This is a genomic window from Tenacibaculum mesophilum (assembly GCF_003867075.1).
Classification (GTDB): domain Bacteria; phylum Bacteroidota; class Bacteroidia; order Flavobacteriales; family Flavobacteriaceae; genus Polaribacter; species Polaribacter mesophilus.
Map to the genome: position 1 here is coordinate 940,117 of NZ_CP032544.1, position 14,332 is coordinate 954,448.

Annotated in this window: 15 protein-coding genes; 7 read left to right on the plus strand and 8 right to left on the minus strand. The window is 31.0% G+C overall.

The features are described from left to right. The first annotated feature begins 60 nt into the window (after nt 1-60). The 4 genes from D6200_RS04375 to D6200_RS04390 all read left to right on the plus strand — a co-directional run bounded on the left by D6200_RS04375 (nt 61) and on the right by D6200_RS04390 (nt 2,558). Nucleotides 61-795, plus strand: coding sequence for a hypothetical protein (locus D6200_RS04375; protein ID WP_073182894.1), 735 nt, complete (start codon nt 61-63; stop codon nt 793-795). Continuing rightward, nucleotides 770-1,600 carry a DUF3822 family protein gene (locus D6200_RS04380; protein ID WP_239179516.1) on the plus strand — a complete coding sequence of 277 codons (831 nt, stop codon included), beginning with the start codon at nt 770-772 and terminating at the stop codon, nt 1,598-1,600. The genes D6200_RS04375 and D6200_RS04380 overlap by 26 nt, the downstream gene beginning before the upstream one ends. Continuing rightward, entirely contained in the window at nt 1,600-2,154 is a 555-nt protein-coding gene (locus D6200_RS04385; protein WP_073182896.1) for an RsmD family RNA methyltransferase, read from the plus strand. The genes D6200_RS04380 and D6200_RS04385 overlap by 1 nt, the downstream gene beginning before the upstream one ends. 125 nt (nt 2,155-2,279) lie before the next feature. Continuing rightward, nucleotides 2,280-2,558 (plus strand): STAS domain-containing protein, encoded by a 279-nt coding sequence (locus tag D6200_RS04390; protein WP_073182898.1) that lies wholly within the window; start codon nt 2,280-2,282, stop codon nt 2,556-2,558. A 53-nt stretch (nt 2,559-2,611) separates the two neighbouring features. Here D6200_RS04390 and D6200_RS04395 read toward each other — a convergent pair whose 3' ends face one another. After that, on the minus strand, nt 2,612-4,234 hold the full coding sequence (locus D6200_RS04395) for an ABC-F family ATP-binding cassette domain-containing protein (RefSeq protein ID WP_047789534.1): 1,623 nt from the start codon (nt 4,232-4,234) through the stop codon (nt 2,612-2,614). 178 nt (nt 4,235-4,412) lie between these two features. On the opposite strand from D6200_RS04395, the gene D6200_RS04400 reads away from it, so the two are divergent. The 3 genes from D6200_RS04400 to D6200_RS04410 all read left to right on the plus strand — a co-directional run bounded on the left by D6200_RS04400 (nt 4,413) and on the right by D6200_RS04410 (nt 9,027). Further along, nucleotides 4,413-5,765, plus strand: coding sequence for a hypothetical protein (locus D6200_RS04400; protein ID WP_073182900.1), 1,353 nt, complete (start codon nt 4,413-4,415; stop codon nt 5,763-5,765). A 126-nt stretch (nt 5,766-5,891) separates the two neighbouring features. Next, nucleotides 5,892-7,682, plus strand: coding sequence for a DEAD/DEAH box helicase (locus tag D6200_RS04405; RefSeq protein WP_073182902.1), 1,791 nt, complete (start codon nt 5,892-5,894; stop codon nt 7,680-7,682). A gap of 358 nt (nt 7,683-8,040) precedes the next feature. Next, nucleotides 8,041-9,027: a hypothetical protein gene (locus D6200_RS04410; RefSeq protein WP_073182905.1), complete on the plus strand. Its 987-nt coding sequence runs from the start codon at nt 8,041-8,043 to the stop codon at nt 9,025-9,027. Nucleotides 9,028-9,146: 119 nt separating this feature from the next. On the opposite strand, the gene cysM is transcribed toward D6200_RS04410, so the two are convergent. The 7 genes from cysM to cobA all read right to left on the minus strand — a co-directional run bounded on the left by cysM (nt 9,147) and on the right by cobA (nt 14,321). Beyond that, nucleotides 9,147-10,034: a cysteine synthase CysM gene (cysM, locus tag D6200_RS04415; protein WP_073182907.1), complete on the minus strand. Its 888-nt coding sequence runs from the start codon at nt 10,032-10,034 to the stop codon at nt 9,147-9,149. A 19-nt stretch (nt 10,035-10,053) separates the two neighbouring features. Further along, nucleotides 10,054-10,797 carry a serine O-acetyltransferase EpsC gene (epsC, locus tag D6200_RS04420; protein WP_073182909.1) on the minus strand — a complete coding sequence of 248 codons (744 nt, stop codon included), beginning with the start codon at nt 10,795-10,797 and terminating at the stop codon, nt 10,054-10,056. A gap of 23 nt (nt 10,798-10,820) precedes the next feature. Further along, nucleotides 10,821-11,156, minus strand: a complete 336-nt coding sequence (locus D6200_RS04425) for a 2Fe-2S iron-sulfur cluster-binding family protein (protein ID WP_073182911.1) — start codon at nt 11,154-11,156, stop codon at nt 10,821-10,823. Between the two features lie 134 nt (nt 11,157-11,290). Continuing rightward, complete coding sequence (locus D6200_RS04430; RefSeq protein WP_073182913.1) at nt 11,291-12,346, minus strand: NAD(P)/FAD-dependent oxidoreductase; 1,056 nt, start codon at nt 12,344-12,346, stop codon at nt 11,291-11,293. A gap of 7 nt (nt 12,347-12,353) precedes the next feature. Further along, nucleotides 12,354-12,929 (minus strand): precorrin-2 dehydrogenase/sirohydrochlorin ferrochelatase family protein, encoded by a 576-nt coding sequence (locus D6200_RS04435; protein ID WP_047789526.1) that lies wholly within the window; start codon nt 12,927-12,929, stop codon nt 12,354-12,356. A gap of 5 nt (nt 12,930-12,934) precedes the next feature. Next, nucleotides 12,935-13,540 carry an HPP family protein gene (locus tag D6200_RS04440; RefSeq protein WP_047789525.1) on the minus strand — a complete coding sequence of 202 codons (606 nt, stop codon included), beginning with the start codon at nt 13,538-13,540 and terminating at the stop codon, nt 12,935-12,937. Nucleotides 13,541-13,553: 13 nt separating this feature from the next. Then, on the minus strand, nt 13,554-14,321 hold the full coding sequence (gene cobA, locus D6200_RS04445) for a uroporphyrinogen-III C-methyltransferase (RefSeq protein ID WP_073182915.1): 768 nt from the start codon (nt 14,319-14,321) through the stop codon (nt 13,554-13,556). Nucleotides 14,322-14,332 lie beyond the last annotated feature (11 nt).

Here is a 14,332-nt window from a genome sequence, read left to right on the forward strand (position 1 = left end):
ATTTTCATCATTGAAAAAAAATTGTAGATTTGCGAATATCATACATTAAAAATTAAAAAAATGAATTTATTATTAATGATTTTAGCAGCTGTTGTAGTTGCAGTTCTTTTAGCATTACTTGTTGTTAAGTTTGTTCCTCTAAAAATGAGATGGTTAGTCTCTATATTATTATTAGGAGCAACTGTCTTTTTAGTATATAAAATTTATAATGGTGTTATGGAACCTATTAATTTTAACAAAGACAAGAGAGTACGTTATGCTAAGGTTATTAAGAATTTAAAGTTGATTCGAGACGCTGAAGTAAAATATAAAGAAGTTTACGGAACATATACTAATAATAAAGATACTTTGCTTGCCTTTATTAAAAATGGTCAATTAGCTATTACAGAAACTAAAAACGTTGAAAAAACTGTTGAGTTAGGTGGTGGTATTACTAAAGATATATCTGTTAAAGTTATTGATACTGTAGGGTACGAGCCTGTTTTAAAATACTTTGAAGGTAAAGAGTATGCTACTATGTTTGATGTTCCTGGTACAGAAGAAAAATTTGAATTAGCTACAGGTAGAGTTGAAAAAGTTGCTGGCTTAGAAGTTCCAGTTTTTGAGGCGAAGGTTTCTAAGAAACCTATCTTAAAAGGAATGAATCCTTCTTTAATAAAGCAAGAATTAGAAGCCATTGAGACAGATCAAATTAAAGGTGAGTTTGTTTCTGTTGGTTCTTTAACTGAAGTAACTGTAGGTGGTAACTGGCCTCCTTATTACGATAAAGGTGACGCAATTGCAAAAAAAGAGTAAAAAAATTAGCGCTAATGCGCAGTATAAAAGTTTATCCATCCAATTTAGTTTGGATGGATTTTCTTTTTGTATATCAAACTCAGAAACAAAAGAAACTCTTCTTTTTACCAAGTATACATTTTCTGACTCTATTGCTTCTCCAGAACTATTACTAGATAAAATCATCCGTGTTTTTGATACTGACAAAGATTTACAACAAGACTTTACAGCTGTTTTTGCCATTCATCAAAACAATTTAGCTACGTTGGTTCCTAACAAGCTCTTTGATAGAAATAATTTAGTTCCATATTTAAATTATAACGTAAAAACGTTAAAAACAGATTTTATAACCTACGATTTACATACTGTAATAGCTGCTAATACAGTTTATATACCTTATGTAAATATCAACAACTACCTTTTTCAAAATTTTGGGGAATTTGAATACAAACATCATTCAACAGTTTTAATAGATAAACTACTAAACTATTCTGAGAATGATTCTGAAGATCAATTCTTTGTATATGTTTCTTCTTCTTATTTAGATATCGTTGTTTGTAAAGAAGGCAAACTATTATTTTATAATTCATTTTTATACAATACAAAAGAAGATTTTATATATTACATTCTTTTCACTGCTGAACAATTACAAATGGATCCAAATTCTTTCCAATTGACATTTATCGGTGATATTGAGAAAGAATCAGATATATATTCTATTACTTATTCATACATTCGAAATATTCACTTTATTAATCCAATTAATAGTTTTTTTGCCGATAGTAAAGACTTTTCGAATCACTCTAATTTTATACTCATAGCCTAATGCGAATTATTTCTGGAAAATATAAAAGTAAAAGAATTACAGCTCCTAAAAACCTGCCTGTAAGACCCACAACAGATATGGCAAAAGAGTCTTTATTTAATATTTTAAATAACTTCTATTATTTTGAAAACATTTCTGTACTAGATTTATTTGCTGGAACAGGAAACATAAGTTACGAATTTGCTTCTCGAGGTACTGAAACCATTAATGCTGTTGACGCTCATTATGCTTGTATAAAATTCATTAATCAGACAGCTAAGGATTTAAACATGTCTATTAACAGCTATAAAAGTGATGTATATAAGTTTTTAGAAAAAACGCCCCTTAAAGTAGATGTAATTTTTGCTGACCCTCCATATGACTTTGAAGAAAAACAATTTTTAAAAATAGCTGACATAGTTTTTGATCGCAACTTGTTAAATAATGATGGGCTTTTGATAATTGAGCACTCAAAACATACAGATTTATCTCAACATCCCTATTATAACTATGAAAAACGCTATGGTGGTAACGTTTTTAGCTTCTTTGAAATAGTTAATGATAACCAAGAGTAATACTTATAACTAATTTATCTATTAAAACAACCTAATCAACTATAGAAAACTGAATTCCAACGAAATAAGCTATTTATTTTAAAAGCAAGTTATAATTTTATAATATAAATTTAAAACTATGTATTATGGAATTTAAAATTAAAAGCTCTAAAAATTATTTAAAGATATCAGGTGACTTAACTCTTACCAACGTTCAGCTTTTTGAAGTAATGATTTATTCTTTTATAAAAAAATATAAAGACATTAACATAGATATTAGTAATGTTACTAATATTGATACTCTAGGGGTTAATTCAATTGTAGAAGCTTATCAGTTTTCTTTAAAAAATAAAAAGAATTTGCTTTTTTGTGGCAAAGGCTCAAAAGATATTATGGATGAATTATATTACAGAAATGTGGCATAAAAAAACAGCCATAATTTTATATGATATTATGGCTGTTTTTTTTAATTAATAATTTAAGAATACATTTTCTCTCTTAATTCTTTTACTTTAGAGTCCTCTAAATATTCATCGAAAGTAGCATACTTATCAATAATCCCTTTAGGTGTAATCTCTATTATTCTATTAGCTACTGTTTGTGCAAACTCATGGTCATGTGTAGTAAACAATACAGTTCCCTTGAAGTTTATTAATGAATTATTCAACGCTTGAATAGACTCTAAATCTAGGTGATTTGTTGGTTCATCTAGCATTAAAATATTAGCTCTTGTCATCATCATACGAGATAGCATACAACGTACTTTCTCTCCTCCAGATAATACATTACTTTTCTTTAAAGCCTCTTCTCCTGAAAAAATCATTTTTCCTAAGAAACCTCTTAAAAATACTTCCTCTCTCTCCTCTTCAGTTTGTGCGTATTGACGTAACCAATCTACTAAATTTAACTCTCCATTTTGAAAATAAGCAGAGTTATCTGCTGGTAAATACGATTGAGTAGTTGTTACACCCCAACTATATTTACCTGAATCTGCTTCTTCATTACCTGAAATTACTTGATAAAAAGCTGTAGTTGCTTTAGAGTTTTTAGAAATAACGGCAACTTTATCTCCTCTATTCAAATTAATATCAACATTTGAAAACAATAACTCTCCTTCTGCATCCTTTTTTGATAAACCTTCAATATTTAAAATCTGGTCTCCCGCTTCTCTATCTCTTTCAAAAATAATTGCAGGATAACGACGTGAAGAAGGTTTAATTTCATCAACATTTAGTTTCTCAATCATTTTCTTACGTGAAGTTGCTTGTTTAGATTTAGCCACGTTTGCAGAAAAACGACGAATAAACTCTTCTAATTCTTTCTTTTTATCTTCTGCCTTTTTATTTTGTTGAGCTCTTTGTTTAGCTGCTAATTGAGAAGACTCATACCAGAAAGTATAATTTCCTGAATAATGATTAATTTTTCCAAAGTCTATATCAGAAATATGCGTACAAACAGCATCTAAAAAGTGACGGTCATGAGATACTACAATTACTGTGTTATCATAATTTGCTAAGAAATTTTCTAACCAAGAAATAGTTTCAAAATCCAAATCGTTTGTAGGCTCATCCATGATTAATACATCAGGATTCCCAAATAAAGCTTGTGCCAATAATACACGTACTTTTTTCTTAGAGTCTAATTCTGATAATAATGTGTAATGATCTTCTTCTTTAATACCCAAATTTGACAGTAAACTTGCAGCAGAAGCATCGGCATTCCAACCGTCCATTTCTTCAAAACGAACTTGCAACTCACCAATTTTTTCTGCATTTTCGTCAGAATAATCAGCATATAATGCATCTATTTCTGATTTTATTTTGTGCAGTTCTTTGTTTCCCATTAACACAGCTTCTAAGGCAGTATACTCATCAAAAGCATAATGATCTTGTGTTAATACAGACATTCTCTTTCCTGGTTCTAAATGAACTTGCCCTGAAGTTGGTTCTTGTTTTCCTGATAAAATCTTTAAAAATGTAGATTTTCCCGCTCCATTTGCTCCGATAATTCCGTAGCAATTTCCTTGAGTAAACTTTGTGTTTACTTCATCAAACAAAACACGTTTTCCAAACTGAACTGATAAATTAGAAACTGATAACATGTATATTTTTTTAAATTCCGTGCAAAAATATAAAAACTAAAGACTATAAAAGAATTTGCATTAAAGTTTTTAACATCTTACTTTTGGCTCGTTTTAATTCGTTTTTAACAACGAATTAACAGCCTAATATTAAAGAGTTATCTATTTTTGAACTTTAATATTTAGGATAATTTGAATTATGATTAAGTATTTTATACCTCTCATATTAATTGTGTTTATTGGATGTAATAAGTCTGATAAGGATAAGCCTACCTATTTTGGGGGTAAAATCATCAATCCTAAATGTGATTTTGTTGTATTATCAGACAATTACGATTTTAACGACACTATACCTCTTAGCAAAAACAATACGTTCCTAGGTAGCTATAAGAAATTTAAAGAAGGTTTATACATCTTTCATCATGGGAATGAGCTTCAATATGTATACATGCAACCTTCTGATAGTTTGTTAATTAGACTGAACACATGGGACTTTGATGAATCATTAGTTTTTAGCGGTATAAATGCTGAACGTAATAATCTCTTGTTAGAGTCCTTTTTACAATATGAGCAAGATTTTAAAAATACCTTCGCATATCTTTCTTTACCTAAAAATGAATTTTTGGCTAAGATAGATTCAATGAAATCAGATAAAAAGATTATTCTTGAAAACTATAAAACTAACAGTAATGATGTTTCTGGTTTTTTAGATGTTTTTGATATATCTTTAAACTTCCCTTTATATACTAGATTAGAACAATATGCTATTAAAAATTTAAATAATAACATTCAAAATTTTAGTAGTTCTTATTACAGTTACCGCGAAAAGGCTCCTAATAAAGACTCTTTGATGTTTTATGGACCTTACTACAGATTCGTGATGGAAAAAATTAATAATGATGCTTATCAGAAAAGTAACGGAGTGAAAACTGATAAATTCACACAAAATCTTTTGCATGCCATTAACGAAAATGTAACTCTCGAGACTGTTAAAAATAAAATGTTGTACAATGCTGTTATTCGTAATTTTTACGAAGAGCCTAGTAGCGAAGTTAAAAGTGAAGCATTTTTTACTTTTTTTAAGTTAAACACCAACAACGAGCATAAAAAAAATGTTCAGCGTTTGATTAATGATTTAAAAGTTCTAAATAAAGGAGAGAAATTACCTCCTTTCAAACTAATTGCAGCAGACGGAGAGTTAAAAGAGTTTTCTAACATTTCTAAAAATAAAAACACTGTTGTTTTATTAAAAAACTACGAGTATGCATCAGATGATTGGGTTTCTTCTCGTTTCAATTATTTAGTTAAAAAAAATCCTGATATTAATTTTGTTCTTGTTAATTTGTGCGACTCTTCTAAAAGATTTACAAAAAACGTAGATGTAAAATATCAATACACCATACCTAGCGAAAGTGCCGTATGTGATTTTACCACCAGTAAATTTCCTCGTATGATTTTAGTTGATAAAAACGGAATTATTCAAAATGGTTATACTAGCTTATCTGCTAAAGATATAAATCTAGAAATAAGCAACTTACAAAAAACAAAATAGTTAGCCTCTATTCATTTTATTTAGTGTACTTTTGCACCGTCCAAAAAAAATCGTGCTAAAACGATTTAATTAATATTAATTATAGAATTCGCGGAGGGGCATCTGTGGGTTCTCTAAAAACACAGTATGTCAACATTTTTAGATTTAGGTTTGCAAGAACCTATCAATAAGGCATTAACCGATTTAGGTTATGAAAAGCCAACAGTAATTCAAGAAAAAGCAATTCCACAAATAATTTCTTCTACAGAAGATTTAAAAGCATTTGCACAAACAGGTACAGGTAAAACTGCTGCCTTTAGTTTACCTATTATTGAACTTGCTGATCAAACAAGCACACACACACAAGCAATCATCTTATCTCCTACTCGTGAACTAGCAGTACAAATAGGAAAAAACATTGAAGACTTTTCAAAGTATTTACCTAACTTAAAAGTAGCTACTGTTTATGGTGGAGCTAATATTGAAGAGCAAATAAGAAAACTTAAAAAAGGTGTTCAAATAGTTGTAGGTACTCCTGGTAGAACTGTAGACTTAATTAAAAGAAGAGCTTTAAAGCTTGGTAATGTACAATGGTTAGTACTTGACGAAGCTGATGAAATGCTTAACATGGGCTTTAAAGATGAACTAGACCAAGTTTTAGAAGCTACACCAAACACCAAACAAACATTATTGTTTTCTGCAACTTTTCCTAGAGAAGTAGAAGATATTGCAAAAAACTACATGACTAACCCTGTAGAAGTTACATCTGGACAAAAAAACCAAGGCTCAGATAATGTAAGTCATGAGTATTACTTAGTAAACGAAAAAACTCGTTATCCTGCTTTAAAAAGAGTAGCTGATTTAAACCCTGATATTTACGGAATTGTTTTCTGTAGAACACGTAGAGAAACACAAGAAGTAGCTAATAATCTTATTAGAGATGGTTATAATGCTGATTCTTTACATGGTGATTTATCACAAGCTCAACGTGACTCTGTAATGGAGAAGTTTCGTAAAAAGAACATTCAAATATTAGTAGCTACTGATGTTGCTGCTCGTGGATTGGACGTTAACAACTTAACACACGTTATTAATCATAAATTACCAGATCAAATTGAAAACTACAATCACCGTAGTGGTAGAACTGGTAGAGCCGGTAACAAAGGAGTTTCCATTGCTTTAGTAAGCAAAAAAGAACAAGGCAGGTTACGTCCTATTGAACGTATTATAAAAAAACAATTTGTTCACACTCCTATTCCATCTGGCAAGGAAATATGTCAAAACCAATTATTTCATTTAATTGATAAAGTTCATAATACTGAGGTAAACACAGAACAAATTGAAGGTTTTTTACCAAGTATTTACGAAAAATTAGAAGATTTAAGTCGTGAAGAGTTAATTCAAAAGTTTGTTTCTTTAGAGTTTAACACCTTCTTATCTTACTACGAAAATGCTCCTGATTTAAACAACTTATCTTCAAGAGAAAATTCAAGAGGACGTTCTTCTAGTGAAAACATGACCCGTTTCTTCATCAATTTAGGAAGAAAAGATCGTTTAAACCCAGCCAAGTTAATTGGTTTAATCAACGATCAGAACATTGGTGATAAAATTGAAATTGGAGCTATAGATATATTAGATACTTTTTCTTTCTTTGAAATCGATAAAAACTTCGAAAAAGAAACTTTAGATGCCTTTGCAGCAAATGATCCAGATTTTAATGGACGATCAGTGAATATCGAAATTACTAAAAACGATCGTAGTGGTGGTGGAAGAAAATCACGTAGAAGTGGTGGCGGATTCAATGGTAAAAAACGTAGAAGTGATAAGCCTACTGATAGCAGAAAAAGTTTTGGTAGAAGACGTAACGAAAACAACTCCTCAAGAAGAAATGATAACAAACCTGCTGCAGGTTTTGGTAGAAAACGTAGAAGAGATTAACAGTAGTGGTAGTGCTTCTGCTTCATTTCAATATTAATTATACTAGGAAATAATAGTTTTATCTCTTTTAATTTAACATTACTATAAGGCAGTATTAAAATTAATATAAAACTACTACATGATTAACGTAAGTTAACTGATAATATAACCGTACATTTTTTGTACGGTTTTTTATTTTATTTTATATTGGCTAACGCTTACTTAAAAAGATTAAAATTGCTAAAAACTACGCTTATCACATTTAAACACACGGATAAAAGAAGTTTTTATTCTTTTATCCCAAATTGAATCAACCACAACTTTTACTATAGTTCAACAACTTAAATAATAAATCTAAATTCATAATTTAAAAAATAGAATGAAGTATATATATTTATTAGCACTTTTTATTTCTATCAACTCATGTTCTCAAAATGAAAAATTAAATTTTGAAAACAATGGCGGTATGATATTGAAACTAAACTTTGATAAAACAAATATTGAATTCAAAGAAAAGATTATTCAAAGGGTTAAATTTTTCTGTGAATTAAATGATAAATATCAACGAGAATATGATTTTTCATCACTTGTAAATGAATCTAAAAATGAACTTATTTTTAAATTCCCCTTCCTTTTGACACAAAAGGACTTAGATAAACTTATATTATCTAAAGGAGAAATGTTAATCTCTAAAAATAATAATTACTTAAAAAAGGATAAGATAAAGAAGCTCGAAACATCCTTTAATCAGTTATTACGTCGTAATATTGATGTTATTTTTAACAATAAAGAAATGTTATTAAGTTATTTAAATAATAGTCTTAATGAAGAAATTGTTATGACAGTAGATAAAGACACTGTATCTTCTTCAATCATTAGACAAATACCCAATAAAATTGAAAAATTGCCCTTTAGCATATCTTTAAACTACAATTCTGAAATAATATATACAATAGTTAGTCACCTTTATGAAAAGAATCTTAAAATAGACTTAGTACACAAAAATATTTATTTAAACTCAGCAAAAGGTATAATTAAAATGAAACCAGAAATGTTTTCTTTTTATAAAAAACTTAGGTCTTTATTTAAAGAAAACTACAGTTTAATGTATAATATATTAAATGAAATTCCTCCTACTGATAAATCTTTAAGTAAAATCCTACTAAATAGAGATCTAGAATTCATAATAAAACACAATTTCGATGATTTTTTAGTAGCCTCTAATTTTAACAATATTGATTCTTTAAAAGATTTTTTCAAGCAATTTAAATTTATTAACAGTTATAAAAATAAATTCGGTAATGAAGCTCAAGAAGAAATCTTAAAAATTATTAATATTATTAATAAAATTGAAAATTATAAGTAAACTACACATAACAATGACTAAAAGTAATTTCTTGTTCTTGTCTACTTTTTTATAAAGTATAAATTTAAAAATCCCCGCTTAGACGGGAATTTTTGTATTATAAAATAAGTAAAGACAGTCTATTGAAACAAATCAGAAGATAAATAGCGGTCTCCTCTGTCGCAAATAACTGCAACGATCACACCCTTATCAATCGTTTTAGCTATTTCTAAAGCTGCATGTACTGCTCCTCCACTACTCATTCCTGCAAAAACACCTTCTTCTTGTGCTAACTTTCTAGTCATGTTTTTAGCATCATTTTCATCTAACTCTACCACTTGATCTACCTTACTTTTATTAAAGAATTTTGGTTGGTATTCTGGCGACCACTTACGAATTCCTGGTATTCTAGCTCCGTCTTTAGGTTGTGCTCCTACAATTTGCACCTCTGGATTTTGTTCTTTTAAATAGGTAGAAACTCCCATAATGGTTCCTGTAGTTCCCATCGCTGAAACAAAATGAGTTACTTCTCCTTCGGTGTCGTTCCAAATTTCTGGACCTGTAGTTTTATAGTGTGCTTTCCAGTTATCGGTGTTTTCAAACTGATTCAGCATAAAATAGCCTTTTTTATAGCGTAACTCTAAGGCGACATCTCTAGAACCTTCAATACCTCTTTCTGCATCCGTTAAAATAACCTCAGCTCCGTATGCACGCATAGTCTTCACACGTTCTTCTGTAGAGTTCTCAGGCATCACCAATACCATGTTTACTCCTAACACTTTTGCCATGAGCGCTAACGCTATTCCTGTATTTCCACTAGTTGCTTCTACTAAATAATCTCCTGGACGGATATTTTTCCTTTTAATAGCTTCAGCAATCATATTAAAAGCTGCTCTATCTTTTACGCTTCCGCCAGGGTTATTTCCCTCTAGTTTTAATAATAGTTTTACGCCTTCTTTTTTAAGAATGTTTGAAACTTCTATGAGTGGCGTATTTCCTATACTATCTATAATTGTTTTAGTTTTCATGGTTAATTTGGTACCTACATCATTTAACGTAGGATTTTCTAGTGGTTATTTTATTTTCTGACTCATAGGTTACAATAGAACCTTCAGGTACAGAGGTGGTTACGCAAACATTAGCGCCAATAATACTATCTCTTCCTATCACTACATCGCCTCCTAAGATAGTTGCGTTGGCATAAATGGTTACATTATTTTCAATGGTTGGGTGCCTTTTTGTAGAAGCTAATTCTTTTTTAACTTGAATTCCTCCTAGGGTAACTCCTTGATATATTTTTACGTTTTCTTTAATAATGGTAGTTTCTCCAATTACAATTCCTGTTGCATGATCTATAAAAAACGAATCGCCAATGGTTGCTCCTGGATGGATATCTGTTCCTGTTAATCCATGCGCATATTCACTCATCATTCTTGGTAAAATCGGTATTTTCATTTTGTACAATTCATGACTCAAACGATATACAGCAATCGCATGAAACCCTGGATAGGCTAGATACACTTCACCTAAGCTTTTACAGGCTGGGTCAGTCTTTTCAAATGCCTTGGCATCTAAATCTAACTTTTCTCGTATTCCACAAAATGTTTGTTGGTATGCAACCCATGTTACCGAAGCATTTTTGATAGCCAACCCGTTTAAAATTTTTTTAAACTTTTCTTTTAAATGATTTGCTTTTTCTTGACATACATCATTAAACAATGCGTAAAATAATTGTTTTGTAAAATTTGCTACATCATCTTTTAATGATAAATCGTATTGTTTAAATTGCATTTATTCTTTTTTTACAAAAATAACTAACTTTCAGGAGCTAACTCAACCTCTAATCCTTCTAATTCAAGTGTTATTTGAATCTGGCATCCTAATCGGCTATTTTCTTCTACATGAAATGCTTCTGCTAACATTGCATCTTCATCATCATTCATTTCTGGCAATTCATGATTTGATTTTACATAACATTGACAAGAGGCACACATCGCCATTCCTCCACAGATTCCAATAGTTCCTTCTGGAGCAAGCTCATAAGAACGAACTACCTCCATTAAATTCATTGCCATATCTGTCGGAGCAACTACCTCGTGCATTACACCTTCTCGATCTGTTATTTTTATATTAATATCTTGATTATCCATCAGTAACAATTTATTATAGGAATCAGTAGTTAGGTAGGCTATTTTAGTTTTGCTGGTGAAGGGGCTTACTAAAAATTTGTAATTACAACAAACTTATTCGCTAAACTCCTAACTACTTTCATCCTAATCCCCAATTATTCAATTGCTTTTACTACCGCTTTTGGCGCTTCTTTTCTTGTTCCATCAAAACCGTCTACACCACCAACAGTGGTATATTTCATCACATATTTTTTATCTGGATATATACGTTTATAAGCACTTTGACACATTAACGTTGCTTCGTGGAATCCACATAAAATCAATTTTAATTTTCCTGGATAAGTATTCACATCACCAATGGCATAAATACCTTCAACATTCGTTTGATAATCTAACGCATTGTTTACTTTAATCGCGTTTTTCTCAATTTCTAATCCCCAATTGGCAATAGGACCTAACTTTGGCGCCAATCCAAATAGCGGAATAAAATGATCAGTATCTATCATGTAAGGTTCTTTCCCTTTTTCTTCTACTACAACACCTGTTACATAATTTTCTCCTAATACTGCTTTTACCTCAGCAGGTGTAATTAAGTTTATCTTTCCTAAATTCTTTAACTCTTGAACTTTTTCTACAGAATCTAATGCTCCTCTAAACTCATTTCTTCTGTGAATTAAGGTTACCGATTTTGCTACATCTGTTAAGAAAATAGACCAATCTAACGCAGAATCTCCACCTCCAGCAATTACCACATCTTTATCACGATACAGTTCTGGTTCTTTAATCATGTACTCCACTCCTTTGTCTTCAAAATCAGCAATATTTGGAATAGGTGGTTTACGAGGTTCAAAACTTCCCAGTCCTCCTGCAATAGCTACAACAGGTGCTTGGTGTTTTGTTCCTTTATTGGTAGTTACGATAAATGTTCCATCGTCTTGCTTTTCAATAGTATCTGCACGCTCACCTAAGGTAAACCCTGGTTCAAATTGCTTGATTTGTTCCATCAGATTCTTCGTTAAATCTCCTGCTAAAATCTCTGGATATGCAGGAATATCATAAATAGGTTTCTTCGGATAAATTTCTGAACACTGCCCACCTGGTTGCGGTAAAGCATCAATTAAATGACAACGTAGTTTTAATAATCCTGCTTCAAAAACTGTAAATAGTCCTGTTGGACCCGCTCCAATAATTAATATATCTGTTTGTATCATGTTCTACTTATTTCACTAAACTCTCGGTTAGCTTATTTAATGTTTCTACTTTTTGTTCAAAGTTTCCTTTGATGGTTTTTCTGTAACTATTCAAATTTTTCACTAATTGATTGATGTCTTCTGGAATTACTTCTTCAAAAAACTGACGTAATCTTTTAGCTGTTGTGGGTGATTTACCATTGGTTGAAATAGCTACTTTTACGTTCCCTTTGGTAACAATTCCTCCCATATAAAAATCGCAATATGGTGGATTATCAGCTACATTTACCAATTTATGTTGGCTTCTACAATCTTTATACACCTGCATATTTACCTCTGAAACATCTGTAGTTGCAATCACTAAATGTTTTTCTTGTAAATACGTATCGTTATAGCTATCCTTTATCATATTCACCTTACCTTTTTGAGCAATAGTAACAGTTTCATCTCTAAAAAAAGGAGCGACCATCGTTACTTTAGCATCTGGACTTGATTTTAATAAAAATCGTAGTTTTTCTTCTGCTACAAATCCACCTCCTACAATTAGTACTTCCAATTCCTTAGTTTTTAAAAAAATTGGATATAAATTATTTCTTTCTTCCATTATATTTATAACTTATCTACTTCTTTTATTTTTCTTCTCTTTTTAAAGAATCTCGTAAACTTTCTATTGGTAGGGTAACACCTGCTTGGAGTCATATTGTTAAACAAAAGAGCTACTACAAATAAAATGAGTGTTCCTGTTAATACAGGAGCCAACACATACAGGTAACCTAACCCTTTAATTTTTTCAGTTCCTATAATAGCTATTAATGCTGTTGCGCCTCCTGGAGGATGAAGTGTTTTTGTGTACTGCATCGCTACAATAGAGCTCGAAACCGCTAATGGTGCTGTTAACCACACAATGTTTGGAAAAAATTTGTAAATCGTTACTCCTATAATTGCTGATATTACATGTCCGCCAATTAAATTTCTTGGTTGTGCTAAGGGGCTTTGTATAGCTCCGTAAATCAAAACACAAGTCGCTCCAAAAGAGCCTATCAAGAAAATATTTTCTACATCTGGTAAATAAAAAGATTGAATAAAAGCGATGATTCCAATACCAAAAAAAGCACCTGTAAAAGACCAAAAACTCTCTTTATAATCAAGTAAGGTTTCTTTATAAAGAACATATTTTGTGATTCGAATACTTCGTTGTATTTTTTGCTTTACCATTACTAAAATATCTTTACACCACTTCTTTTAAAGTGAGTTCTTCTTGCACTTGTAATAATTGCTGTCTGTGATTTACTACATCTCCTAACAGAATAATAGCAGGGTTGCTCAAATTGTTTTTTGCCACTACTTCTTCTATAGTATCCACAGTACCAATTCCTATTTTTTCTTCAGGAGTAGTTCCATTTTGAATAATAGCTACTGGTAATTCATTCTTTCCTTCTGCTTTAAAAAGCTGAATAATTTCTGAAAGTTTGCCCATTCCCATTAAAATAACAACCGTTGCACTCGATTTTGCTGCTAAGGCAACATCATTCGATAATTGGTGCTGTTTAGTCGTTCCTGTAATAACCCAAAAGCTTTCTGAACTTCCTCTTTTTGTCAACGGAATGTTCTGATACGCTGGTACCGCTAACGAAGAAGAAATCCCTGGTACAACAGCAACCTCTAATCCATGTTTTGCGGCATACTCGATTTCTTCTGCCCCTCTACCAAAAATGAAAGGGTCGCCTCCTTTTAAACGTACTACATGTCCGTGAGAAAATCCTCTCGCTACAATCAACTCATTGATTTGTTCTTGTTGATAACTATAGCATCCTCTGCGTTTTCCCACAAAAATTAATTCTGCATTCGGATTCACATATCCTAACAATTCATTATTCACCAATGCATCGTAAAATACCACATCAGCTTGTTCTAATGCTTTGATGGCCTTTAAGGTGATTAAATCAGCATCTCCTGGTCCTGCACCTACTACGGTTAATTTCGGTTGATTTTTCATTGGACTCTCCT

Excerpts from the sequence above, each read along its gene's own strand:
- D6200_RS04435 (WP_047789526.1), bottom strand. The coding sequence starts at position 12,929 with ATGGAAGAAAGAAATAATTTATATCCAATTTTTTTAAAAACTAAGGAA.
- D6200_RS04375 (WP_073182894.1), top strand. The coding sequence starts at position 61 with ATGAATTTATTATTAATGATTTTAGCAGCTGTTGTAGTTGCAGTTCTT.
- cysM (WP_073182907.1), bottom strand. The coding sequence starts at position 10,034 with ATGAAAACTAAAACAATTATAGATAGTATAGGAAATACGCCACTCATA.
- cobA (WP_073182915.1), bottom strand. The coding sequence starts at position 14,321 with ATGAAAAATCAACCGAAATTAACCGTAGTAGGTGCAGGACCAGGAGAT.
- D6200_RS04400 (WP_073182900.1), top strand. The coding sequence starts at position 4,413 with ATGATTAAGTATTTTATACCTCTCATATTAATTGTGTTTATTGGATGT.
- D6200_RS04395 (WP_047789534.1), bottom strand. The coding sequence starts at position 4,234 with ATGTTATCAGTTTCTAATTTATCAGTTCAGTTTGGAAAACGTGTTTTG.
- D6200_RS04430 (WP_073182913.1), bottom strand. The coding sequence starts at position 12,346 with ATGATACAAACAGATATATTAATTATTGGAGCGGGTCCAACAGGACTA.
- D6200_RS04405 (WP_073182902.1), top strand. The coding sequence starts at position 5,892 with ATGTCAACATTTTTAGATTTAGGTTTGCAAGAACCTATCAATAAGGCA.
- epsC (WP_073182909.1), bottom strand. The coding sequence starts at position 10,797 with ATGCAATTTAAACAATACGATTTATCATTAAAAGATGATGTAGCAAAT.
- D6200_RS04390 (WP_073182898.1), top strand. The coding sequence starts at position 2,280 with ATGGAATTTAAAATTAAAAGCTCTAAAAATTATTTAAAGATATCAGGT.
- D6200_RS04440 (WP_047789525.1), bottom strand. The coding sequence starts at position 13,540 with ATGGTAAAGCAAAAAATACAACGAAGTATTCGAATCACAAAATATGTT.
- D6200_RS04425 (WP_073182911.1), bottom strand. The coding sequence starts at position 11,156 with ATGGATAATCAAGATATTAATATAAAAATAACAGATCGAGAAGGTGTA.
- D6200_RS04385 (WP_073182896.1), top strand. The coding sequence starts at position 1,600 with ATGCGAATTATTTCTGGAAAATATAAAAGTAAAAGAATTACAGCTCCT.
- D6200_RS04410 (WP_073182905.1), top strand. The coding sequence starts at position 8,041 with ATGAAGTATATATATTTATTAGCACTTTTTATTTCTATCAACTCATGT.